This is a genomic window from Capilliphycus salinus ALCB114379 (genome assembly GCF_047276495.1).
Taxonomy (GTDB): Bacteria; Cyanobacteriota; Cyanobacteriia; order Cyanobacteriales; family Microcoleaceae; genus Capilliphycus; species Capilliphycus salinus.
The window spans coordinates 3,958,825-3,979,057 of record NZ_CP178543.1; the positions used below are offsets into that span (position 1 = coordinate 3,958,825).

Consider the following 20,233-nt stretch of genomic DNA (forward strand, 5'->3'; position numbering starts at 1 on the left):
TCTCCTTATGAATTAGGTTTCAAAGAACAAATTAGATGATCAAGATTTTCTCAGGTTAACTTCGGGTATAAAGTAAATCCAGACCAGAGAAACTGGAATGACAATCGGTAATAAAACCGAGGCATAAACATAAACTTGTAAACAGACTAAACCGTAAAAAAGCGTACCTCCAAAAATAAAAAAAATAACTTTTTTTTGATCGATTTCGTATTGCTCTGCGGCAACTTTTAAGCCTTTTGCGGCTAGTGCAAACAGCCATAAAAACCAGAGGTCTGGAACGGGTACGACCGACTTTTTTTCTAGGAAATGATGAAACAAGTAGGCGTGAATTTCTCCGCCCAACAGAATGCGACAGCGGTGGTTCGGTTGGGATTTGTTTTGCCAGTAGCAGAAAGCGGGAGGGACGGGAAAATTATCTTCTCCGGGGCGGTTAATTCCGGCATTGGCGTATCCTCCGGGTACAATCATAATCACAGATTGTGGGTATCGTTTTTGAAGTTGTTCCGGTTGAGTGTCCAAGAATTCCTGAGCCGAAATGCTTTCATAAACCCGACTTGGAGGGATAGAAAAGTCTACAATCGGATGCAACCAGTATTGATAATATTGGTAAAAATACCGGGTGAAAAGTAGAGGACGCATCCAGGGAGAAAACCAGTTATCTCTCAGCAAATTCGGACTCATTTCCCCCAATGAATCGGTTTGATATTCCCGAGTTTTATGAGACAATGCCAAGAGATAACTTAGGGGAAAAGGTCGTTGTTCGTGTTCCAAGGGTAGCAAAGTCATATAGCGTCCATTTTCCCAAACTCGGCTATCTCCTTGCCATTTTTTATCCGCAAACTTGGGAAGTGTCCAGCGACGTTCATTTTTTGAGTCTCGACTGGTGATGAAAATAGATTGAATTTTCTGCTCGCTTTTAATCGCCATCAGGGATTTTTCTAAGGCTTGATCTTCTTCGGGCCAGCTAATATTTAATAAGTAATCGATACCCAGAACATTAACATCAAGTTTGGCGGCTTGATCAATCAAACGAGCCAAGTATTTACGACTAATAGGTTCGGGATCGATCAATTCGCCTTCTTCCAAAGAAGAATTATCGATTTTAACTAAAAAAAGCGCCGGAGAGTTGTCCGGGACTTGACCCGTGTGATCGCGATAAATAGCTTGTATCATTACTCTTTGTTCGAGTAGGTGATACTGAACAAAAGGAAACAAACTCAAGACGGACAAAGTAGCCAGGGCAATGATTTCGTGGGGCTTTGGACGAAAGAATTGTTTGAAAAAATGTTTCCATCCCGAAGGTTTTAGTCTAAACCATTGGGTGTCGGGATAACAAAACAAAGAGGGAATTAAATAGGCTGAGGGATAGGTGAAGGATTTATCAAGCTTTAGGAGTTTACAAGTTGTTGATAAAGACTCTTGAACATCCTTGTACTGGGCTAAATTTTGTAAGAACTCCAAGAGAAACTCCTGAGCCACTTTATTATGAATGGGTTCTCGCATCACTGCAACTTGATTTAATCCCAAATCAATTAATGCCTCGGCGATATCCAAGCCGTTACAAGAGTTAAACAAAGCAAACTGCAACCCCCGATCTTTTGCCACTTTTAACTGTTCAGAAATATCTGTAATTTGCAGATGGTGATCGGGCGTAATCCCCAATTCTCCTCCGGCCATTTTTCTTTCATTACTGTGTCCGGCAAAGAACAATATATCCCAGCCTTTTTCATCGGTAATGGCTTGCTTAATTTCTGCTTCCAAATCCGACTGAGATTTGCCCGGTTTCCAACCCACAGTTTCTATCGTGACTAAAGGTTTGAGTTTTTCTTGCAGGGTTTCCACGTCGGATTGAAAATTCAAAGTCTGGTCTTGACCAATAATTGCTAAAATGCGAGCGCGAGAACGTTCGGAATGAATCGAAGCGGGTGGGGTGCGAATATTGACCGGCATTCGAGTAATTTTAATCCGACCTGTGGTTCCAAATTCCGCTCCAATTTCCCAAACTTCCCAAGGTAAACGGGCAAGTTCAAGGGAGCTACAAGCTATCATTAAGTCAACGGATTTTGATTCCGGCTCGGCTCGACAAACCTGAGATACAGTTGCTCGAATTTCATGCAGTTTATCGCTCCGCAGCCACTTTTGAAAGTCCTGTAAAAGTTGAGTTTCTGCATCGGCGAGACGGCTGTGCCAATCCATTTTAGAAGAATTAATCGTCCCACTACTGGCTGATTTTCCCCGCAGAGTCTGATCGGTATTTCCAAACTTATTTACTGATAAAGTTTGATAAAAGTTCCGATAGGCTTCGACCCATACTTTGTATGAACTGATTGTGTTTTCGGGAAATGAAACTGAAGTTGAGAGTCGCTGTCCTTGCCCCCAGGATAAATCAAAGAGGCAGGACTGTTCCAGGTGTTGAACCCGCAGTTGGAGCATGATAATTACAAGTTAGAGGTTGATGTGAAAACTTAATCTTAAAGTTTAACCGACAAAAGTAAAGGGAGGCAAGATAATTCCGTTACCATCGGGAAAACTGATGCTCACGTGCAACTTTTCATCGTAGGCTCCAATGACTTGTGCATAGATATAATCTTGGGTCGAGTCGGTGAGAACCGGGGCTTCTAACACTTGCAATTCATCCCTAACTGTGAGTTGAGTTCCCACAGGTAAATTTGAACTGGGTTGAGCGGCGAGCAACAGCAATAACGCCCATTCTTGCGAGTTTAGTTCGGTGTCTATCCGCCAAATTGTCGCGTACAACCGCATGGGAATTTCACCACAAATCAATTCTTTGTATGCGGTTCTGGCCTCAAAAGGTATGACCAATTGAGCCTGATTTTTCAACTCGGTTACGGCATCGCTAAAGAGTTCTATTGGACTTCTCAACTCTCGAAATGCCGAACTATAGGCAAGGGGAGGTAATAGCGTCCATGATAATTCTTGTGCGATTTCACCCAACTGATTTGTCAACCAATTGGCAACATTTACAACCGATTGAACGGCTTGAGATAACTGCTGTTTACTGCTAACAGTTTCGGGTTCAAAACACCGCAAATACAGCAACAATTTATCGGGTTTTAATTCAAACCAATCTGTTGAAAATAACGCCAGTTCGTCATCGAGAACAATTGGACTCTGTTGGTTGAGTTGTGCTTGGGTTAAATATCCCAATACGGAAACATTAACCTGTTCTTCCGAGTCTTCGACAACGGGTAAATCTTCTATCACTTCCACCAACAGATAAAATTGGGATGGATTGATAGAATCTTCGAGAAAAACTCGGGGAACACAAACTTCAGAATTCATCGAACTATCGGTAACAATTAAATTGAGTCTGAAGTTGCCAACTTGAACCTGATTAACGGATGGGTTTGATAACTGAATTGAATGATTTTGTATGAACTCCGGCGAACGCATCCGCAACCATTCAATCGTTCCCAATTTTGCTAAAATATTCAGATAAACTTGCCATTGTTGGCGGGGACGGGTTGCTAAAGTTTGGCTCATATCTGCTGCTAAATTTACCTGTTCTAAGGTTAGCGAAATACTGTCTTCTGCGAAGAAGTTTCCGAAATTTAAGCGGTTAGATTCCATCGTTGTGTTTTTCATGGCTGTTGTTTCCAATTATAAGTTTATCGGGTTGAAATACAAAACTATAAATGACGAGAGAGGCGGCGATAAAATAAGCTGTCGCGAGAACAATTTGGGTTCATTGTGTCCCGTTGGGCTTCTTCCATCATTCGGTCAATTTCTGCGGCTATAGCCTGTTCTAAACGTTCTAGTGAAATCAAATCGGTGTAGTAACCTGCGAGTTGAACAACTTGGTCTTTCAAGGTACTCAGTAACCGTTGCTGGATATCTTTTCGCAGCCTTTTTAACTGCAATAAACGGGTAATTTCATATTGTTTATTAAGTCCAATTTTTTGGGCTATTTCGCCCATATTTTCACCCTGACAATATAATCGTAACCCTTGAATAAAGATTTTATCTTTTGGGGGTCTTCGCCTTTGAAAGTAACTCAAACGGTCTTGTAAAACTTGTACAATTGCTTGGTCAAGTTGAGTCATCAGTAATTGACGATAACGTTGCAAAAACTCCTGTATTTCTGTCTCGCTTTCATCGGGAGGAGGTAAAATATAGTTGTTATCATCTGGAATGGGTTCTTGTTTCGGTTGACGCGATTTCCGAATTAATTCGGCTAGAGATTCTAACTGTTCTAAGAGGTAATTTCGCGTGTAATTTGTGATTCCCTTTTCTTCTAAATCCGCTAGAATTCTCTTTAACTGTTCCGGCGTTGGCGGTTGACAGCGAGAACGGGAACGGGAGCGGTTTTGTTGCAAACGGTCGCTCAAATAAACGGCTTGATAACTGTCTAGAATTTCCCTGGCTTTTAGAGCTAGAGTTGAGCTATAGTTGTAGAATTCCGTGAGTAACCGTTCTAACTGTTGAGGATAAAAATTATTGAGAATTGACCAGTCAGTTTCCAGATAAATCCCGCAGTCTTCAAGAAACTTTCGTAATTCCGGATGAGATTTGACCAGTCGCGCCGTCCAGGTGCTAAGTTGACCTTTTTCCGGGTTGAACTTTTGGATAATTTTGTCGGCGAGGGATTCATATTTTGTCTCTGTTTGTGGGTTTGAACCTTGAAGCAATTTAACATCATCGAGAACAAAAGGAAGTAAATCTATTTGATTAAAACCGCCCTTTTCTCCGAACCGTCTCGCCAATTCTAAACAAGTCTGATCGATTTGGTGAGAAATAAAACACCGCAAACACAATTCGGCTTGTAGTTGACTTTCTGAACCTATAAAATCAACTAATTTTCGTTGAATGGCGGCGTCTGGAACATCATCGTTCATCCACCGGGAAAACTGTTGTTGAAAGAAGGCTTTAGCGGTGGGAATTTCTTCCACCCGACGTTGACCACCTCCGTCCAACCTCACCCAACACCAATATCGCAATGCAGAACCCATGATAGTATAAAGTAACCTCCAATTTAACTCTATCCGTTTTCCCTGCCACTTCTACATATTTAGGGACGACTGAACTTATGCAAGTTACAGTTACAGAGTTACAGAGATTAAAATCTCTGTCTGAAAGTTCAAGTCCTCTTTAGAGGACTGGGTAAGGTTTCAACGGACTTTTGTTATCGGTTCTTCCGGACAAGTTTAGCCAAACTGTTAGTAAAAACGATATCTTCAATCTAGTTAGAGTGCGATAAGCTGTTACGCATCTAAATTATAGGAACTTCATCTCTAATAACTTCAGCTAGAAACAGTTGAACTGTTCTGTTTGATCATTTTCTCGATTTTATCGAGAACCTCCATCTTCTCGGATTAAAAACTTCTTTTATCTTTAGATCTTGATTGTCTTCTCAAGTTAAACCGGAAGCAGAGTCTTCCAGTGCGTGATAAGCTCAAATAAGTAATCGCTCAAAATTAGTGAAAACTTGAAATCTTACCAACCGAAATCCCACCCCAGAATCTATGATTAACTACAACTCCCTACGCTCCCTTCTCGCCGAGGCTAAATGGCGGGAAGCAGACGGTGAAACATTGCGACTGATGCGGAAAATTGCAGGTAAAGACGAGAGGGCTTGCTTAGATATCCAAAGCCTTGAAAAGTTTCCCTGTGACGACCTGCGTATCATTGACCAACTCTGGATGACACATAGCAATAAAAACTATGGCTTTTCTAAGCAAAAGCAAATCTATCAAAACCTGGGAGGAAGCCTTGAATATAACGAGAATATTTGGAAGATTTTTGGTGATACGATGGGCTGGAGAAGGTCAGGAAAATGGTTAGAATACAATCAATGTCGGGACGCTGAATTTCCATTCGCACTATTTTGTCAGCTTCATATTGATATCGAAGGGTGGGATATATTGCAAGAATGGTCCTGTGAAGGTAGACAGTCTGCAATGTTATTTTCTACTCTGGTATCCCGATTGAAAGATTGCGGTTTGTAGAGCGCTTAACTCATCTGAAATCGCCCAAATTAGTTCTTGTAATCTGATGTCCGGTTAATTAAGATTGCTAGGGCTTGCCCTAGTTAGCCGGACATCAATTCGCGGATCTATTGTCCGATTACTGAAAGATTACTTCGGGGAAATTTGAGAGACAAAAATCGCCGAACCTGTTGTCTGATCTGTCATTTCGTAACGGTCAATAAAGACTTTTTTGGCTTTGATCAGATTAACTTCTTGATTTTCATTACTCTTAAAAGAAATTGGCGGAGTTTGATCTGTTGTGCCGATCAGACTCATCGTTATTAACGCGACCGTAGCAGAAAGTTTGAAGGCGATGTTATTTTGAGGGGCGAATCTGACGGTTTTACCAAGCATGATCAATTCTCCTAAAAATAATGAAATCGAGAGGATTAAATCCTGAACTGCTTTGGAATGAAGAACTTTTTCGAGATTTCAAAACGCTTTCTTTATCGCCTGACTTGACCGGAAATTGTCATCCGATCAACGCTGCACCCGGTTAAGGATGAAAGGTTTTGTTCGATGCCCACTGTCGGTTGAGGATGTTCAAATTCAGTTTGAACAACTATTGCGGTAATCATTGCAATTGCCGTTATGCAAGCTTCTGTGAAACTTGGGTTTGAAGTCTGGGAAACGGGTGATTTTTGCAGTGGGTTCATGGCGGTTCAATATAAATTTGATCAGTTGGGGTTCATTTCGGGGGATAATCCTTATATAGAACGGTCTGTATATTTCTATTATGTAGACAGGTCTGTATATTTGTCAAGCGGGTTTGGAAAATTTCTTTGGTTTTCGATAAACTCCCGCTCTCGGCGTGGCCTTCAAAATGGTCTCTGTGGCTATTTCCAGGGGGATTGACCGGATATCCCCTCCTCGGGTGTTGCTAAAATGTCGCTGTACAACCAATTTCAATCCGAGAAATTCAATGGCAAGATATGTATACATAGCAACCAGCTTAGACGGATTTATTGCGACCAAAGATGGCGGGCTAGATTGGTTATTCGACATTCCCAATCCCGAAGGGAGCGATTATGGATTTACCGAGTTTATCAGTGGTATGGATGCTTTAGTCATGGGAAGAAACACCTTTGAAAAGATTTTAACCTTTGAAGAATGGCCCTACCCAAAGCCCGTTTTTGTCTTAAGTAATCATCTCAAAAATATTCCCTCATCCGTTGAGGGTAAAGCTGAAATTATCCGGGGAAATCTCAAAGAACTCGTTGCCCAATTGCAAGAACAAGGATATCACAACTTATACATTGATGGGGGTGGTGTTATCCAGAGTTTTCTGGAAGAAGATCTCATTGATGAGATGATTATCACTAGAGTTCCTATTCTTTTGGGTGAGGGATTCCCTCTATTTGGAAAGCTTTCCCAAAGCCTAAAATTTAGACACCTGAAAACCCAAATTTATAACAATACTCTGGTTCAGAGTTTCTACAGGCGGGAGCGATAGGGCTTGCTAAAACCGAAGTCAGAGCGGGGAGCCGCTCTCCCAAAAATTTATCCACTAAAATCTATAAACTAAAATCTATAAAAACGAGTGCAAACCGCTAACAACTTTGCGAAACTCGTCCGCCAATTTAAGATAGGAAGTGCGCTGATAAATTGGCAATAGCGAGTCATAAAACCAGAGGATTTCTGTTTTGCCAACGGGAAAAAATTTCCACATTTTATCACCCAATTTATCGCACTCTAACAAAAGCGATCGCCCGTTGTGTAACTTATCCGCCAATGAGACTAACTGCACCGAAGGATTCGCCGTTTCAATTTGGGCTAAATAGCGTAACTTTCGTTCTTTCCAAGGCGGTTTAGGAAACGTTTCCGACTCGGTACATCCATCAACAATATTGACAACAGACTCCCCAAAGCGTTGACGAATTTCTTCGCGAGTTTTTTCACCGCCTTGATCTTCAATACTATCGTGAAGCAAAGCCGAAATTGCCTCATCTTCAGTTCCTCCCGCTTCTAAAACCAAAGCGGTAACACTCAACAAATGAGAAATATAAGGAATATTTCCAACTTGGCGAGTTTGATGAATGTGCAAGCGGTGGGCGTAAACCAAAGCTTGTTCAAAACGTTCGGTTAATTGGGGTTATTTCATAATTATTGACTCCAATTTTCCGAATAAAGTTGGGCTTCTTGCATCACTTCTTGAGCGATTTTTTGACGAAGTTGGAGGGGAAAAATTACTTCTACTTTCGGCCGCCAAGACCGCAGACGCAATTCAACGTTAGTGTCTCCCTCCCGATAATTTACCCGATAATAAGCGTCATTTTTTGAGCGAGAATGAAGAATTTTTAGTAATTGTTGCTTCTCCCTTGCTCCTAGTTCTAGAATTAATTGTTCCGCTTCTTGATAGGAAATCGGTTGAAAGGTTTGATGGCGAAATGTTCCCTCAATGTAATAATCATTAAACTGGCGGTCGAACCGCAACAGCATTACCCGACGTTCTAAATAGAAATCAAAACCCCAAGCCACTCCATCCATTTCCATCTGAATATCATCGGGAGTCGGTAACTTCTTTTTTTGATAATATTCCCACAACAATTGAGGCAAATCTAAATCATCCCAAGATAAAACCTCAATCTCCAAAATTTTATCCAAGCGGTAATTGTACCATTGACCTTTGCCATTGGGTGTTTGCCCAAAACCGCACAAATAAACCGCTCGTTGGGCGTAATAAATACAGACCGGATACACAATACAGCGAACGGTTTGTTTGACCCGAGAACTATCATAAATTAATCGCACGGGCGGTACAGGATTCTCTTGCCAAAGCAGTTTGAATTGTTCCTGCCAATCTTCAACCCGCTCCTGTTTTTCAGGAGAAACAATATACACGACTTCCATAAAAAATCGCTGCACGCCGTTGAGGGGTTGAGAGAGATTTTGAGCGATTAATTCTAAGTCGGGGTTGAGAACGGGAAGGGCTTGCGGTTGATATAAATTCGAGGTTTCGCTAACGGGTAAGGTCGGAAATTCTTGCACCCGATAATATTTGGTTTCCAGTCGTTTTAACCATCCCAATTCCGCCAAAATATGCAAATCGGTTTGCAGGGAACGGCGGGTGACTCCAAAAAGTCGCTGCTGCAACAATTCATCTAATTCGTTGCTCGCAATTTCATCGTGTTGTTGCAGGGTTTTTCGCCATTGGAATTCCTGCAGGTTCCAGTGAGGATCGAATATCCATTCTGCAACGGTTTTTGCACAAGCACAGTTGGGATCGTGTAAGGGCGGTACGGTTTCTCCTCGGGGATGATTTCCACTAAAAAAAGCATTGCGCCAGTCGGCAAAAGTAAAGGGTTCATCTAATATCAAACGGTGCTGTTTGTTGCCATACAAACTGTGCAGCCACGCCCACAAACGAATCGCTCTCAATAAGTTTTGTTTGAGGGAACCTCTGGCTAACCATTGCAAGAGTTCGGGTTGGGGACTGGCTTCAAACTGCAACATTCAACAATTCCAACTTGATGTAATTTGAGCTTATCATGGACTGGAAGACCTAACTTCCTATTTCCAGTTCCGATGGTTTCAAATTTTGGAAAAATCCGCTTCCCAGAGTCCGACGGGGACGCACTGCCGATATTTTAGCGAATCACTTGCCAACAGATGAATCTTCAATCCCCAAGCCGTATGATAATTTTCATCAAGTTTCTTGTCGATAACGTTCGATCAAACTCGGTAAATAATCGTAACCATCAATGCCGATTTGAGCGATGAATTGAGAACGATATTGAGAGAGAAATTTTTGAAAATTTTCTGCTCCGAGTTTCCCCTGTAAAATCGTCACTAACGCCGCCGCTTGTCGCCATTGAATATTCCCTCGCTGTTCGAGCAAATACATTCCCAAACTAGCATAATAAACCGCCAAATCTTCCCGCTTGAGTTGATAATAAGCTTCGCCCAAATAAGCACAACCCAAAGCTTGTAAATCCCGATCTCCAGCCTGTCCGACAACGGATAATCCTTGTTCTAAAAACGGTACAGCTTGGGTCGGTTTTTCCACCGTTACATAGGCAATTCCCAAACCGATCGCGCTCAAAGCTTGATTGAGCAAATCTTGAAATTTTTCCGATAATTTTAAACCTTGTTCGAGATAGTTTATGGATGATTCTAACTCCTCAAACGTAACCGCCCGTTCTTGTCGGGCGATGAGAACTTCACAAAAACCCAAACTAACCAAACAATGGGCTTCCCCAAAGCGATCGCCAATTTGTCGGGATAAAATTAACGCCCGTTGAGCAAAAGTAATCGCTTGAGAATAGTCTTTTTGTCGCAAATTTAACCGACTCAAATGATTCAAATTCGCCACTTCACAGCCGCGATCTTCTGTCTGACGAGCCAATTCTAAAGCCTCTTGATGAAAACTTAACGCCTGTTTGAAGTTGCCCATCCACTGCTGAGAATAACCTAAAACGGTCAGAATCCGAGCTTTTTCTTGAACATTTTCCACATATTTTAACGGTTGGTCGAGGTAATGAATGGTTTCTCGGAAACTCTCGCCGGAAAATGAAGCAAATACACCGCCATAAAGGGGAAAATTATCCCGTTGAGCAAAAGCCCGTAAAATTTGCAAACTCATTTGAAAACAAGCCTGAGATAAACGTTCTTTTTCCCCTTGGGGGGATGCCGTTTGAAAACCCCGACTGAGTTCGCACCAAACCATCGCAAACACCATAAAAGTTACACCGGACAAATTCTGTCCCGCTTTGGCGCTGTAGGCTTGTTTATCGAACCAAGTCACCAAACCGGTTTGTAAGTCGCGCATCAACACCATTAACCCGACCCAAGCCTTCCAATCTATGGTATGATCCGCTTGAGCGACCAGAGCCGCCGATTGGTTTTGAGCTTGTTTGGTAAATAATTCTTTGGCCAGCGGATTGCTGACTTGTTTCGCCCAACGGTTCCATGGGCCATTAGTGGCGGAAACCTCTCCAAAACCGAGGGCGCTGTTGGGAAGTTCATAAACCCAACTGATTAAATGGGGTTCTAACTCGTTGACGGAGGTTATACCGAATAGCAGTCCTGAGGCGTACTGGCGCAGTTCAAAGGCTTCCGACTCATCCGTTAACCCCTCGGCTTCTTGCTGAAGGGATTGAGCCAGTTGTCGAATTTGCGGATGTTTGAAAACATAGGATTGATTGGGGTCGAGAATTTGGAGGAGAACCCCAAGTCGTTCGTCGGCTTTGGCGTCTAGAATTTGTCGAACGGCGACGCTACATTGATTTTCGGCTTGATGGTTTTTTTGCCATTGTTCCCACGCTTGTTGTAACATTTTAACAGCACGGAGTTGTCGGGTGGCTTTTGCTTGTTTGAGTTCATCGGATTCGCTTTGAACCACCGACTCAAAAGAAGCGATTTTTTCCATCAAGCATCGCTCAAAAATTTCTCCGGTTCCGGGTTTGACTTCATCGACTAAACGCCGGTAGATTAATTCTTTAGAAGCAATTTTTCCTTTGAGAATACTGGCGACAATATCTTCGATAAAGGTGATATAGCGATCGCGATCGGTTGGGGAATTCATTGTCGGGTTAACCTCGTTTTTAGCAACTAAAAATAATGGGAGTTGGTTTGTACTGTTGAGTTGGATTTGCGGCTTTGAGCGGACAACCTGGCTCTAAGGGCGGTTAATTTTAAATTAGAGCAACTTCGGGTTGAAACGGGTCGGTCTTCATTTTCAAACCAACCAAATCTTTAAAATGTCCCTGATTCAGTTTACCAGATTCATCAGCCCGCGTCGATTGAATTTTACTCCATTTTTAACCCTGCATTCATCTCGGGCCTTTCCTATCCGTCAGTGAGAATTCAAACTTTCGTTATTTTGTCCCCTCAATAGCTGATAATAAGACCTGTAGTTAGAGATCTAATAAGATATGCCTTTACCCACCGATCTAAGAACGCTCGAAGGAAAACCGCTTTCGCCCGAACTTCTGGCAAATAAAGTCGTCCTTTTTGTCAATGTTGCCAGCAAATGTGGCCTCACACCTCAGTATAAAGGTTTGGTGGCACTCCATCAAGAATTTAGCGATCGGGGCTTGGAAATTGTCGGTGTTCCCTGCAATCAATTTGGAGGTCAAGAACCCGGTAGTCCTGAAGAAATCAAAACCTTTACTCAAAAGAATTATGAGGTTGATTTTACCTTGCTAGAAAAGCAGGATGTTAACGGTTCCAAGCGGAGTCCGTTGTACAAGTTTCTCATCGGTGAAGGGGCCGGATATTGCCTGGAATTTTGGCAAGTTTTTAGTCGGACGCACGGGTGAAGTTGTGGCTCGTTTTGAACCTCAAGTCGCCCCAGATGATGCCCATTTACGAGCCGAAATCGAGAAAGCATTGGGCTAGATTTAGTCTTCGACATACGGGGAAGCGGCGATCTACAAACAAGTTGATTGGGTTTGTAGGTCGTTGTTTTGATTTTTTCGGGAACATTCCAGGAATTCCGCTGCTGGAAATTTAGACAAGTTCGTGAGATTTGTAAGCCTATTTTGGGGTGAAAGTTCACAAGTTCTCCGGTTTGCCATTGGCTGACGAGAATTCTAAACTGGGAATAGAAGTTAATTCGCTATCGTTGGGAGAACTTTTGATGATGAACGCTCATTTGAGTAAAACCCTGTGGAAAAACCGAGTCTTTACTTTTTTAGCCGGTTTAACTTTTGTGGTCACGCCTTCATTATTTTTTTCTCCATTAGTTCGAGCAGATCTTGAATTTCCCGTCGAAGAAATGACCGAACAATTTAAACCCCAAGTCGCCGTTCCGATTTTACTCCCCTCCAGTATGCCCTCCCGTCGTGGCAGTATGTACTTTGAGGGACAAGTTCATCCCACGGGTTATTTTATCAGTTTTTCAGCCAACGAAAACTGTCGGGCTACGGCTTGTATTCATGGGGGAATGAGTGCGGAGTCTTCGGGGTTCTTTACTCCACGTCCTCCTGAGTCGGACTCGAGAAACAAATATCAAACCGTGTCGCTGGCTAATGGTATTGAAGGGTTTTATTATAAGAGTTGTAAAACCTACTGTTCGGGTATAGTTGAGTGGAAATATGAAGGGGTTCTCTATCGGATCGTCCTGACGAATAGCTCTCTAGAGGAGTTGAAAGCCATTGTAAATAGTGCGATCGAGGCCGGCCCTCGTTAGTCTGCGGTGGCGGAGGTAGTCGTTTATTTGGACTTCGGGAAGATCTTCCGTAATTTTACTGAAAATATTCTTGTTTTGAAATTGCTAAAGCTTCAAAATATTAGTGAAACTACGGTTGACTTTATCCGTTTAAATTGTCTATCTTGAAGATAGAGTTTGTCTATAGCTATGTCAGTAACTACCTCCGAAATTCCCGTTCTTATTCGCACGCTCAGAAACCGTTTAGGCTTATCACAAGAGAAGTTTGGGCAAAAGTTTGGTGTTGTGTTTCAAACCGTTAACAATTGGGAAAACGGACGCACAAAACCGACTCGAATGGCTTTAATGCTGATTCAACGCCAGTTAGAACAAATGGGCGAAGATGGGGAAGATTTGTTAGAAAAGTATTTTAACAAATAAGATGATTCATCAAAGATACAGCATAATTATTCGGCATTTTTTCGCTGTTTTTGGTGATTTATTCCCGCTTCAACACTCGCCAGATCTTAACGGTTAAAATTCCCCAGAGGAGATTGATCGATTGACCGAAAAGCCGATCAATTCTCCAAAGAGGGGCGAGCAGTCTTGAATGATATTTCCGATTAATCCGTTGTAGATGAGCCTTTTTTTTGCTTTCAAAAGCTGTACCCAAAAGGTTTTGAGTTGAGGGTTTTGGGGAACAGTTTGTTGTAGAGTCGCCAACAGATTAATAGCATTATATTACAAACCGTGTTTAGCATAAATGGCAACTTTTTCGAGGGGAGTCGCCTCGCTTAAATCCGCCTAAAAATTATGAAGATACACCCGTTAGACTCCGGACAAAATTTAGCTAAAAAACCCCGCGATACTTTTGAGCGACTTGCAAAGCTTTGTGAGGTTTGGGAAAGGGAATTCTAACAATTCCAGGCGGTTGAGGAAGCTGAAAACAAACATTTCCAAGAGGTTATTAACTTGTGTTGTATCAATTGAAAACAGACTGAAGTCAAGCCCAACCCCCGGATAAAGTACATCCACAAAAAAACCGGAAGGATAAGCCGTTAAAGCCAGAGAATTCGGTTGACAAACTAACCCATTTAAGCCAAGATCTACAGCCACACAGGGGCTTCTACCGCTAGAACCTGTTCCCTCAGATGTTGGCGTTCCATTGTCTGCAACATCCGAAGTTGAACGGGGTGCTTGAAAGTGAATTTTTAGGTCAGAAGTTGAGGCGGAACGACTAGAAATAGACGGTATAGATTCAGCAAAAACAGCCGTAGAATTAAGCAAAAAAATGCCAACTAAGCCCAACAACCCTGATGGGAAAAATTTCGTAATCTTCATCTGAAAGTTAAGTAGATGGATGACTGTTGGGAAACGCAGAGATTTAGCGATTTCCAAGTCAACATATCTCCGAAAAACATCCACTTATGCAAGTGATACTCGCTCGGGTTAATTAATCCGTGTTATGGGGTAGGGGCGGGATTATTGATGAGTCGGATATCATCTCAACAGGTCATCAGCTTGGGTTTAGGGCTGTTGCCAGTTGAAAATTGCGAATACAGTTCAACCTTAATCTCAATCCTAAATAACAGTGCTGTGGCTCGGGAAAAAACCGGATTGCAGAATTTTAGAAACTCAATAAAATAAGGGCAATCTTCAACAAGATTACCCGAAAAAGTTATTTAAAAGTTAAGACGACCGAACTCGATCTCAGACCGCTTAAGACTGTAAGTAAACCGTTACATCCTGACTGTCAAAGTTGGATGTGGCAATATCGAGCTTACCGTTACCATCGAGATCTTCAACGATCAGTCCAACCGGTACTTCTCCAACGGTAAAACTGAGGGGAGAGTTGAATGTAGCATTGCCATTATTGAGAAGAACAGAAATGGAGTTTCCTTCGCGATCGCCATCATCAAAGAACACCGAATTTCGCATCACCAGATCGAAGTCGCCATCTCCATCAAGATCGGCTGAACTCATGGTACTTGGAAACTCATTGGTTTCAAAAGTAGTAGCCGGAGCAAAGAAGCCATTGCCACTATTTCGTAATACAGAAACGGTATCCGAACCAAAGTTAGACGTCGCCAGATCGATGGTACCGTTGCCATCAAAATCATCGGCTACAATACTCACCGGTCGATCTCCGACATCGAAGGTAAACGCTGAAGTAAATCTGATATTTCCGAGATTGAATAGTACCGATACGGTATCCTCCACTTCGTTTGCGGTCGCCAAGTCTACATCGCCATCGCCATCTATGTCAGCCGCAACCACATCAGTAACCCCTTCGCCTGCTGTCAAAGTCAAAACACTATCATCGGTTCGGTTAAACAGCACCGATAGGCTGTCTCCCTCGTAGCCAACACCAAACTCATTAAATTCGGAGTTGATCAACACAACGTCGGTGTTACCATCGCTATCAATATCAGCCGTTTCGGTAATAACCGGGCGATCGCCTGCATCAAAGGTTGAAGGACTTGATAAGTCACCCTCACCGTCATTAAAGTAGATGGAAACCTCATCGGTGTCTGGGTTAACAGCAATCAAGTCCATGTTACCATCCCCATCAATATCACCCACATCTAAGGAAGGATCATCTCCCGCACCGGATGAGAAGAAATCGGTTGTAAAATCAATCGGTCGTTCAAAGGTCCCATCTCCTTCATTAAATAGGATAGAGAAACCGCTATCAAAATCGTCAGTATTGGCAACAATTAATTCATCGGCGCCATCATTATCTAAATCCCCATTCACCATACGTCCAGGTTCGCTATTGGCGGGATAGTCGGTTCGGGTAAAGCGGGTGTTACTAAAGATCTGCTCAACTCCGTCAGCCTCATAAAAATCTAAACCAAAGTCGTCGAAGGTTCCATCTTCTAAACTGATGAAATCCCACTCGCTACCCAGACCCTCTAAGCCGGAAGCAAAGCCGTTTTCAAAGTAGAACGGTGTGTAGACTTCGCCGCTAGCATCTCGATCAAAGTAAGCCTCTACATAAACCTCATTTAAGATAGCATCGCCTGAAACTTCGCCGCTATCATCAAACACGAAATACAAGCCGTTAGAAGCTGTTTCGTTATTTTCAGAGAAGACATCGTAGTAGGTGTTGAGGTTAAAGGTGCCGGGTTCGGCGTAGGTATAACCGAGGTAGTAATCGTTATCAAAGCTTTCGCCATCGTAGAGGTAAGCAAAATCATAACGAACTAAACCGAGTTCTTCTGGAGGTTCTGTTGTCGGATCGAGTTCTAAAATTGCTTCACCCAAAGCCAACACATCAACCCGTTTGTATTCTGCTCCGGTATTGAAAACGTTATCATCCTCATCATCCCCGTCAAAGATCGTCTCACCTGTATCTCGAATTAACGTGCGGAATTCCTCAAAAGTTAAACGGCGTCCGAGTTCTTGCACTGCTAATTCTTGAGCCAGAGCCGCAATTCCCGCAATGTGAGGCGCCGCTTGACTGGTTCCTCCTTGAGTGACGATTCCGCCATTCGCATCGGCTCCCGTACTAAATGGCCCTGGCGCAAAGATATCAGTTAATACTGGGTCGCGTTGAGAGAAACTGGCAATGCGATCAACATCGGTGGTAAAGTCAACCGCACCACTAGCCCAGGATATAAAATCATTTTGACTATCCCAGACTGCACCGACTGACAGAGAGTTAATATCTGCCGAAGGATAAACTACACCCGGTATACCGCCAAAGTCAAAAAAGCTATTACCTGATGCGGAAACAACAATAACATCCTTGGCAACAATTTGTTCTAAAAGTTGTGAAGTCCCCACAAAGTCTTCAGCCCTTTCTCCTACAGGGTTTGGTCGAGTTGGATCGCCAATGGCATCAGACAATAATTCTGGTGTTATGGTATCTGACAGATTAATGGTACTACCCAGCGACATATTGACACTGGCAATGTTGAACTCCTCTGTGTTCTCTACTACCCAGGATAAGGCTTGTTCAAGATCTTCATACAGATAGCTGCCAGATCCATCTTTGAAAACTTTGAGGTGAATAATATTCGCTCCCGGAGCCATTCCGGTATAGGTACTATCTTGAGAAGCGACAATACTTGTGACATTGGAACCGTGTCCATTTGTATCAGAGGCATCGGGATCGTCATCTGCAAAGTCATACTGATAAACAATGCGATCTGCAACACCATCTCCGTCATTGTCCGGCCCCGAAGAACGGATGGTTTACATCAATTCCAGTGTCGATCACGACCACTGAGAACCCACTTCCATCAATACCTGCGAACCGGGGATCGGTGCGGAAAGTATTGGTATCGGGATTGCTCGGAGGGGGTTGTAAACCGATCAGTGAACTGGAAGTATCAGTAAACAATCCTCCCTCCGCCTCTGAACCCGTCAGATCAACACCGGGAATGCGAGAGGTAAAGGCAACGTTGAGATCGTAGTCTGTTGTCTCTCCGTCAAAGGATTTGACTTGAATATAATAGGTTCCGGCTTCGAGGGGTCGAGTAATGGACTCTGGAGTAATTCCGATCGCCTCGGAACTGTCAAGAATGGTTTCATTACTATCCAATAAGAATAGATCGGCGTCGCCACTCAAACCGTTCAGGTCTATGGAAATATTGCTTGACGCTCCCAATGTGAAAGCATAGATGTCTTCGGAATCACCCTCGCTGACTTCCTCGCTGTATACCAGAGTATTGGAGCTAACCGCAATACCGGCAGCATCTTCCACTGTATTACCCGGATCTTCGGTAACTTCCCGCTCCTCCATTTCCATTCTAGGAGGCATTTCATTGTCATCATCATCGTTGATCATCTCAACTTCTTCGGGAGGCGGAAGCTCAATTTCTGGGATTGTTTCGTCTGGGATATCTGCGAATGTGAAACTAACTGTGGTTTGAGAAACCAGACCAAACTCATCTTCGGCTTCGAGTTTTAAGGTGTAAGTGGTGTTCTCAACTAAAGTTTCTCCTAAGAAGGCTTCGACCTGCAACGGGTCAAACTCGAAGCGTCCGTCTGATTCTAATTGATTGGTGACATTTAATAAATTATTATCTGTTCCTGCTCGTAAAGCGACGATTTCATTGTCATCGCTAACGGTTCCGATAATGGTTGCGTCGGTGGTTACGCGATCGCTATTACTATCGCCGGTATCGTTGGCTAATTGGGCGGTAATTGTTGGCGGTTCGTCATCTAAGGTAAAGCTGACTTCTGTGAATTCTCGCGATCGCAATCCTGAGGTATCAACGGCTCGTAAAAAGAAGCTATAGCTGCCATCTACTAAGGAAGTATTGAATGTGGATTCTAATTGGTCTTTCGTTAGGGTAAATGAACCATCTGCGGCGATATTGGTTTGTATGGGAACGAATTCTTCTCCAATACTAACTTCTATTCCTCCAATGCCAAAGTTATCGCTTGCTGTTCCTGTTATTGTCGGGTCTGAGGTGATTCCATCGCTATCGTTTGTTCCGGTATCGTTGGCTAATTGGGCGGTAATTGTTGGTTCTAGAAAATCTGTTCCGCGTGGGATCAATTCTCCGGGGAGAATATTGTTCTCATCGGGTGCAATCACAACTCTAATTTCGGCTATTTCTGGCGATGGCAATCCCGAAAGATCGACGGTTCGTAATTGTAGGTTATAAATGCCGTCGGTCAAGGAAATATTTAAGGCTTCTTCTAGCTGGTCTGGAGTCAGCGTAAAGGAACCATCCTCAGCAATTACGGTTTCTATGGGAACAAATTCTTCACCCAAACTGATTTCTAGTCCGGCAATTTCCTGAGGATTGAGGACTGTTCCGGTTAGGGTGGGATCGGATGTAATATTATCGCGATTATCTCGTCCGGTATCGTTGGCTAAAGAGAGGGTAATCGGTTGATTAATGTTGACCGGATCGGGGGGTTGAATAAAGATTTCTTCGCTTAAAGAACTAGAATCTACCCCTTGCAATAATACCAACATTTCCCCGGAGTTGGTGTCTCGAATTAGGGTATCTCCTGCGGGGGTTCCTTCTAAACTGAGATCTTCAAAGGTGAGTCCATCCCGCAACTCGATCTGGTCTTCGGCGACGTTAAAATCAATAATGAGGTCGGTGGTTGTGACGCTAAAGTTACCGGAGCCAATTTCTAGAACAAATATGTCTTCTCCTTCGCCCCCGATGAGAATATCTGTTCCTTTGTTTCCATAAATGATGTCATTTCCGGCATCCCCAAAGATGATATCATTGCCCTGTCCTCCAAACAGAAAATCATCTTCAGAACCGCCATAAATTCTATCGTCGTCTTGGTGTCCGTAAATGGTATCAAAGCCGGAATTTCCAAAGAGTTGATCGGCTGCTTCTCCCCCAAAAATGAGGTCGTTGCCTTCTAGTCCTAAAAGTTGATCGGAACTGGAAGTTCCCACTAAAATTCCCGTGCTTTGGGTGTCAAAAAACACATTTTCTTGAAGACTCGTCATAAGTTTGCCCCTGGAAAGTTGAAGGTTGATCGAATAGAATTGAGTTTATTCTTGGTTATCGGTGAGGAAATTAAGCTTGACTTGTAGGTTAATTCGTTCGAGTTCAAGCTCGGCGATTTGATTGATAATCGCGAAAATTTCCCGAGAGATTTCTTCTCGTTCTATGTCTAGAGATACCCGATAATTTTCTTGATTTTGTAAGGAAATTCCATCAAATTCCTCACAGAGTTGGCGATAGAGATAACAAGCCCTCGCTAGTTCAGATTCAATGGCTTCTAAGCGAAGTTGAGTCAAAATTAGCTCGGGGTTTGAGGTGGAATTTGAGTTCAATTTTGGTGATTGGAATTGACCCCAATTTTCCCCAGACCAAGTGTTAGTTTTCGCCCCAGAAGATAATGGGGGGTTCTGTTGTTGGCGGGTTGAGTAGATGTTAAGTACAGATGGCCTCATCGGTCTAAACTCCTTTTGCTCGCATAAACGAGAGTGCATCAGAGAGTCAATGCACCCTGAACCCCCTGAGAACCGGTTATGGCTCGGAAGGTTTTCCGGCTTTGTCTTCTCTATCGGTTTGGCTTCCGTATTTTTACGGATGAGGCGGAATTTTTTTGGCAACTTGGGGCTGAAAACAGTTCAGGGCTTGGCTTTGGTGCTTACCGAGGACATCTGAGATCAAATTATGTTAATCTCTGACTGACTTGACGTAAAATCTGCCTTTGCTTTTTG

General features: G+C 43.0%; 16 protein-coding genes and 1 pseudogene. 5 read left to right on the plus strand and 12 right to left on the minus strand.

What is annotated here, in order from left to right; genetic code table 11:
- Positions 1 to 39: 39 nt before the first annotated feature.
- Genes ACL6C3_RS16455 through ACL6C3_RS16465 form a run of 3 tightly spaced genes read right to left on the minus strand, consistent with a single transcriptional unit; the run spans position 40 to position 4,970 of the window.
- Complete coding sequence (locus ACL6C3_RS16455) at positions 40 to 2,433, minus strand: CHASE2 domain-containing protein (RefSeq protein WP_413160013.1); 2,394 nt, start codon at positions 2,431 to 2,433, stop codon at positions 40 to 42.
- Positions 2,434 to 2,478: 45 nt separating this feature from the next.
- The gene (locus ACL6C3_RS16460) at positions 2,479 to 3,606 is read right to left on the minus strand and encodes a DUF1822 family protein (RefSeq protein ID WP_413160014.1); all 1,128 of its coding nucleotides are present in this window, start codon (positions 3,604 to 3,606) and stop codon (positions 2,479 to 2,481) included.
- Positions 3,607 to 3,650: 44 nt separating this feature from the next.
- A complete protein-coding gene (locus tag ACL6C3_RS16465; RefSeq protein ID WP_413160015.1) occupies positions 3,651 to 4,970 on the minus strand; it encodes a hypothetical protein in 1,320 nt (439 codons plus the stop codon).
- Between the two features lie 513 nt (positions 4,971 to 5,483).
- Between ACL6C3_RS16465 and ACL6C3_RS16470 the strand changes: the two genes are divergently transcribed.
- A complete protein-coding gene (locus ACL6C3_RS16470; protein ID WP_413160016.1) occupies positions 5,484 to 5,966 on the plus strand; it encodes a GUN4 domain-containing protein in 483 nt (160 codons plus the stop codon).
- Positions 5,967 to 6,095: 129 nt separating this feature from the next.
- Here the strand turns inward: ACL6C3_RS16470 and ACL6C3_RS16475 are convergent, their stop codons facing one another.
- Together ACL6C3_RS16475 and ACL6C3_RS16480 are read right to left on the minus strand one after the other, a co-directional pair.
- On the minus strand, positions 6,096 to 6,341 hold the full coding sequence (locus ACL6C3_RS16475; protein ID WP_413160017.1) for a hypothetical protein: 246 nt from the start codon (positions 6,339 to 6,341) through the stop codon (positions 6,096 to 6,098).
- A 92-nt stretch (positions 6,342 to 6,433) separates the two neighbouring features.
- Positions 6,434 to 6,565, minus strand: coding sequence for a hypothetical protein (locus tag ACL6C3_RS16480; protein WP_413160018.1), 132 nt, complete (start codon positions 6,563 to 6,565; stop codon positions 6,434 to 6,436).
- Positions 6,566 to 6,909: 344 nt separating this feature from the next.
- On the opposite strand from ACL6C3_RS16480, the gene ACL6C3_RS16485 reads away from it, so the two are divergent.
- Positions 6,910 to 7,440, plus strand: a complete 531-nt coding sequence (locus ACL6C3_RS16485) for a dihydrofolate reductase family protein (protein WP_413160019.1) — start codon at positions 6,910 to 6,912, stop codon at positions 7,438 to 7,440.
- A 75-nt stretch (positions 7,441 to 7,515) separates the two neighbouring features.
- On the opposite strand, the gene ACL6C3_RS16490 is transcribed toward ACL6C3_RS16485, so the two are convergent.
- The 3 genes from ACL6C3_RS16490 to ACL6C3_RS16500 form a co-directional block, all read right to left on the minus strand.
- On the minus strand, positions 7,516 to 8,049 hold the full coding sequence (locus tag ACL6C3_RS16490; RefSeq protein ID WP_413160020.1) for an HD domain-containing protein: 534 nt from the start codon (positions 8,047 to 8,049) through the stop codon (positions 7,516 to 7,518).
- Positions 8,050 to 8,090: 41 nt separating this feature from the next.
- Positions 8,091 to 9,440, minus strand: coding sequence for a TIGR03985 family CRISPR-associated protein (locus ACL6C3_RS16495; protein ID WP_413160021.1), 1,350 nt, complete (start codon positions 9,438 to 9,440; stop codon positions 8,091 to 8,093).
- Between the two features lie 193 nt (positions 9,441 to 9,633).
- Positions 9,634 to 11,511 (minus strand): tetratricopeptide repeat protein, encoded by a 1,878-nt coding sequence (locus tag ACL6C3_RS16500; protein ID WP_413160022.1) that lies wholly within the window; start codon positions 11,509 to 11,511, stop codon positions 9,634 to 9,636.
- Between the two features lie 349 nt (positions 11,512 to 11,860).
- Between ACL6C3_RS16500 and ACL6C3_RS16505 the strand changes: the two are divergent.
- The 3 genes and pseudogenes from ACL6C3_RS16505 to ACL6C3_RS16515 all read left to right on the plus strand — a co-directional run bounded on the left by ACL6C3_RS16505 (position 11,861) and on the right by ACL6C3_RS16515 (position 13,518).
- Positions 11,861 to 12,326: pseudogene (locus tag ACL6C3_RS16505) on the plus strand (glutathione peroxidase).
- Positions 12,327 to 12,474: 148 nt separating this feature from the next.
- Complete coding sequence (locus ACL6C3_RS16510) at positions 12,475 to 13,119, plus strand: hypothetical protein (protein WP_413160023.1); 645 nt, start codon at positions 12,475 to 12,477, stop codon at positions 13,117 to 13,119.
- A gap of 168 nt (positions 13,120 to 13,287) precedes the next feature.
- On the plus strand, positions 13,288 to 13,518 hold the full coding sequence (locus ACL6C3_RS16515; RefSeq protein WP_413160024.1) for a helix-turn-helix domain-containing protein: 231 nt from the start codon (positions 13,288 to 13,290) through the stop codon (positions 13,516 to 13,518).
- 405 nt (positions 13,519 to 13,923) lie between these two features.
- Here the strand turns inward: ACL6C3_RS16515 and ACL6C3_RS16520 are convergent, their stop codons facing one another.
- The 4 genes from ACL6C3_RS16520 to ACL6C3_RS16535 form a co-directional block, all read right to left on the minus strand.
- Positions 13,924 to 14,418 (minus strand): hypothetical protein, encoded by a 495-nt coding sequence (locus tag ACL6C3_RS16520; RefSeq protein ID WP_413160025.1) that lies wholly within the window; start codon positions 14,416 to 14,418, stop codon positions 13,924 to 13,926.
- Positions 14,419 to 14,796: 378 nt separating this feature from the next.
- Positions 14,797 to 17,274, minus strand: a complete 2,478-nt coding sequence (locus ACL6C3_RS16525) for an FG-GAP-like repeat-containing protein (RefSeq protein WP_413168347.1) — start codon at positions 17,272 to 17,274, stop codon at positions 14,797 to 14,799.
- Positions 17,249 to 19,510, minus strand: a complete 2,262-nt coding sequence (locus ACL6C3_RS16530) for an Ig-like domain-containing protein (RefSeq protein ID WP_413160026.1) — start codon at positions 19,508 to 19,510, stop codon at positions 17,249 to 17,251. The genes ACL6C3_RS16525 and ACL6C3_RS16530 overlap by 26 nt, the downstream gene beginning before the upstream one ends.
- Positions 19,511 to 19,555: 45 nt before the next feature.
- Positions 19,556 to 19,960 (minus strand): hypothetical protein, encoded by a 405-nt coding sequence (locus tag ACL6C3_RS16535; protein WP_413160027.1) that lies wholly within the window; start codon positions 19,958 to 19,960, stop codon positions 19,556 to 19,558.
- Between the last annotated feature and the right edge of the window lie 273 nt (positions 19,961 to 20,233).

Bases quoted from the DNA above. Each gene is read 5' to 3' on its own strand.
- ACL6C3_RS16515 (WP_413160024.1), top strand. From the start codon at position 13,288: ATGTCAGTAACTACCTCCGAAATTCCCGTTCTTATTCGCACGCTCAGA.
- ACL6C3_RS16485 (WP_413160019.1), top strand. From the start codon at position 6,910: ATGGCAAGATATGTATACATAGCAACCAGCTTAGACGGATTTATTGCG.
- ACL6C3_RS16495 (WP_413160021.1), bottom strand. From the start codon at position 9,440: ATGTTGCAGTTTGAAGCCAGTCCCCAACCCGAACTCTTGCAATGGTTA.
- ACL6C3_RS16470 (WP_413160016.1), top strand. From the start codon at position 5,484: ATGATTAACTACAACTCCCTACGCTCCCTTCTCGCCGAGGCTAAATGG.
- ACL6C3_RS16460 (WP_413160014.1), bottom strand. From the start codon at position 3,606: ATGAAAAACACAACGATGGAATCTAACCGCTTAAATTTCGGAAACTTC.
- ACL6C3_RS16475 (WP_413160017.1), bottom strand. From the start codon at position 6,341: ATGCTTGGTAAAACCGTCAGATTCGCCCCTCAAAATAACATCGCCTTC.
- ACL6C3_RS16480 (WP_413160018.1), bottom strand. From the start codon at position 6,565: ATGATTACCGCAATAGTTGTTCAAACTGAATTTGAACATCCTCAACCG.
- ACL6C3_RS16455 (WP_413160013.1), bottom strand. From the start codon at position 2,433: ATGCTCCAACTGCGGGTTCAACACCTGGAACAGTCCTGCCTCTTTGAT.
- ACL6C3_RS16530 (WP_413160026.1), bottom strand. From the start codon at position 19,510: ATGACGAGTCTTCAAGAAAATGTGTTTTTTGACACCCAAAGCACGGGA.
- ACL6C3_RS16520 (WP_413160025.1), bottom strand. From the start codon at position 14,418: ATGAAGATTACGAAATTTTTCCCATCAGGGTTGTTGGGCTTAGTTGGC.
- ACL6C3_RS16500 (WP_413160022.1), bottom strand. From the start codon at position 11,511: ATGAATTCCCCAACCGATCGCGATCGCTATATCACCTTTATCGAAGAT.
- ACL6C3_RS16465 (WP_413160015.1), bottom strand. From the start codon at position 4,970: ATGGGTTCTGCATTGCGATATTGGTGTTGGGTGAGGTTGGACGGAGGT.
- ACL6C3_RS16535 (WP_413160027.1), bottom strand. From the start codon at position 19,960: ATGAGGCCATCTGTACTTAACATCTACTCAACCCGCCAACAACAGAAC.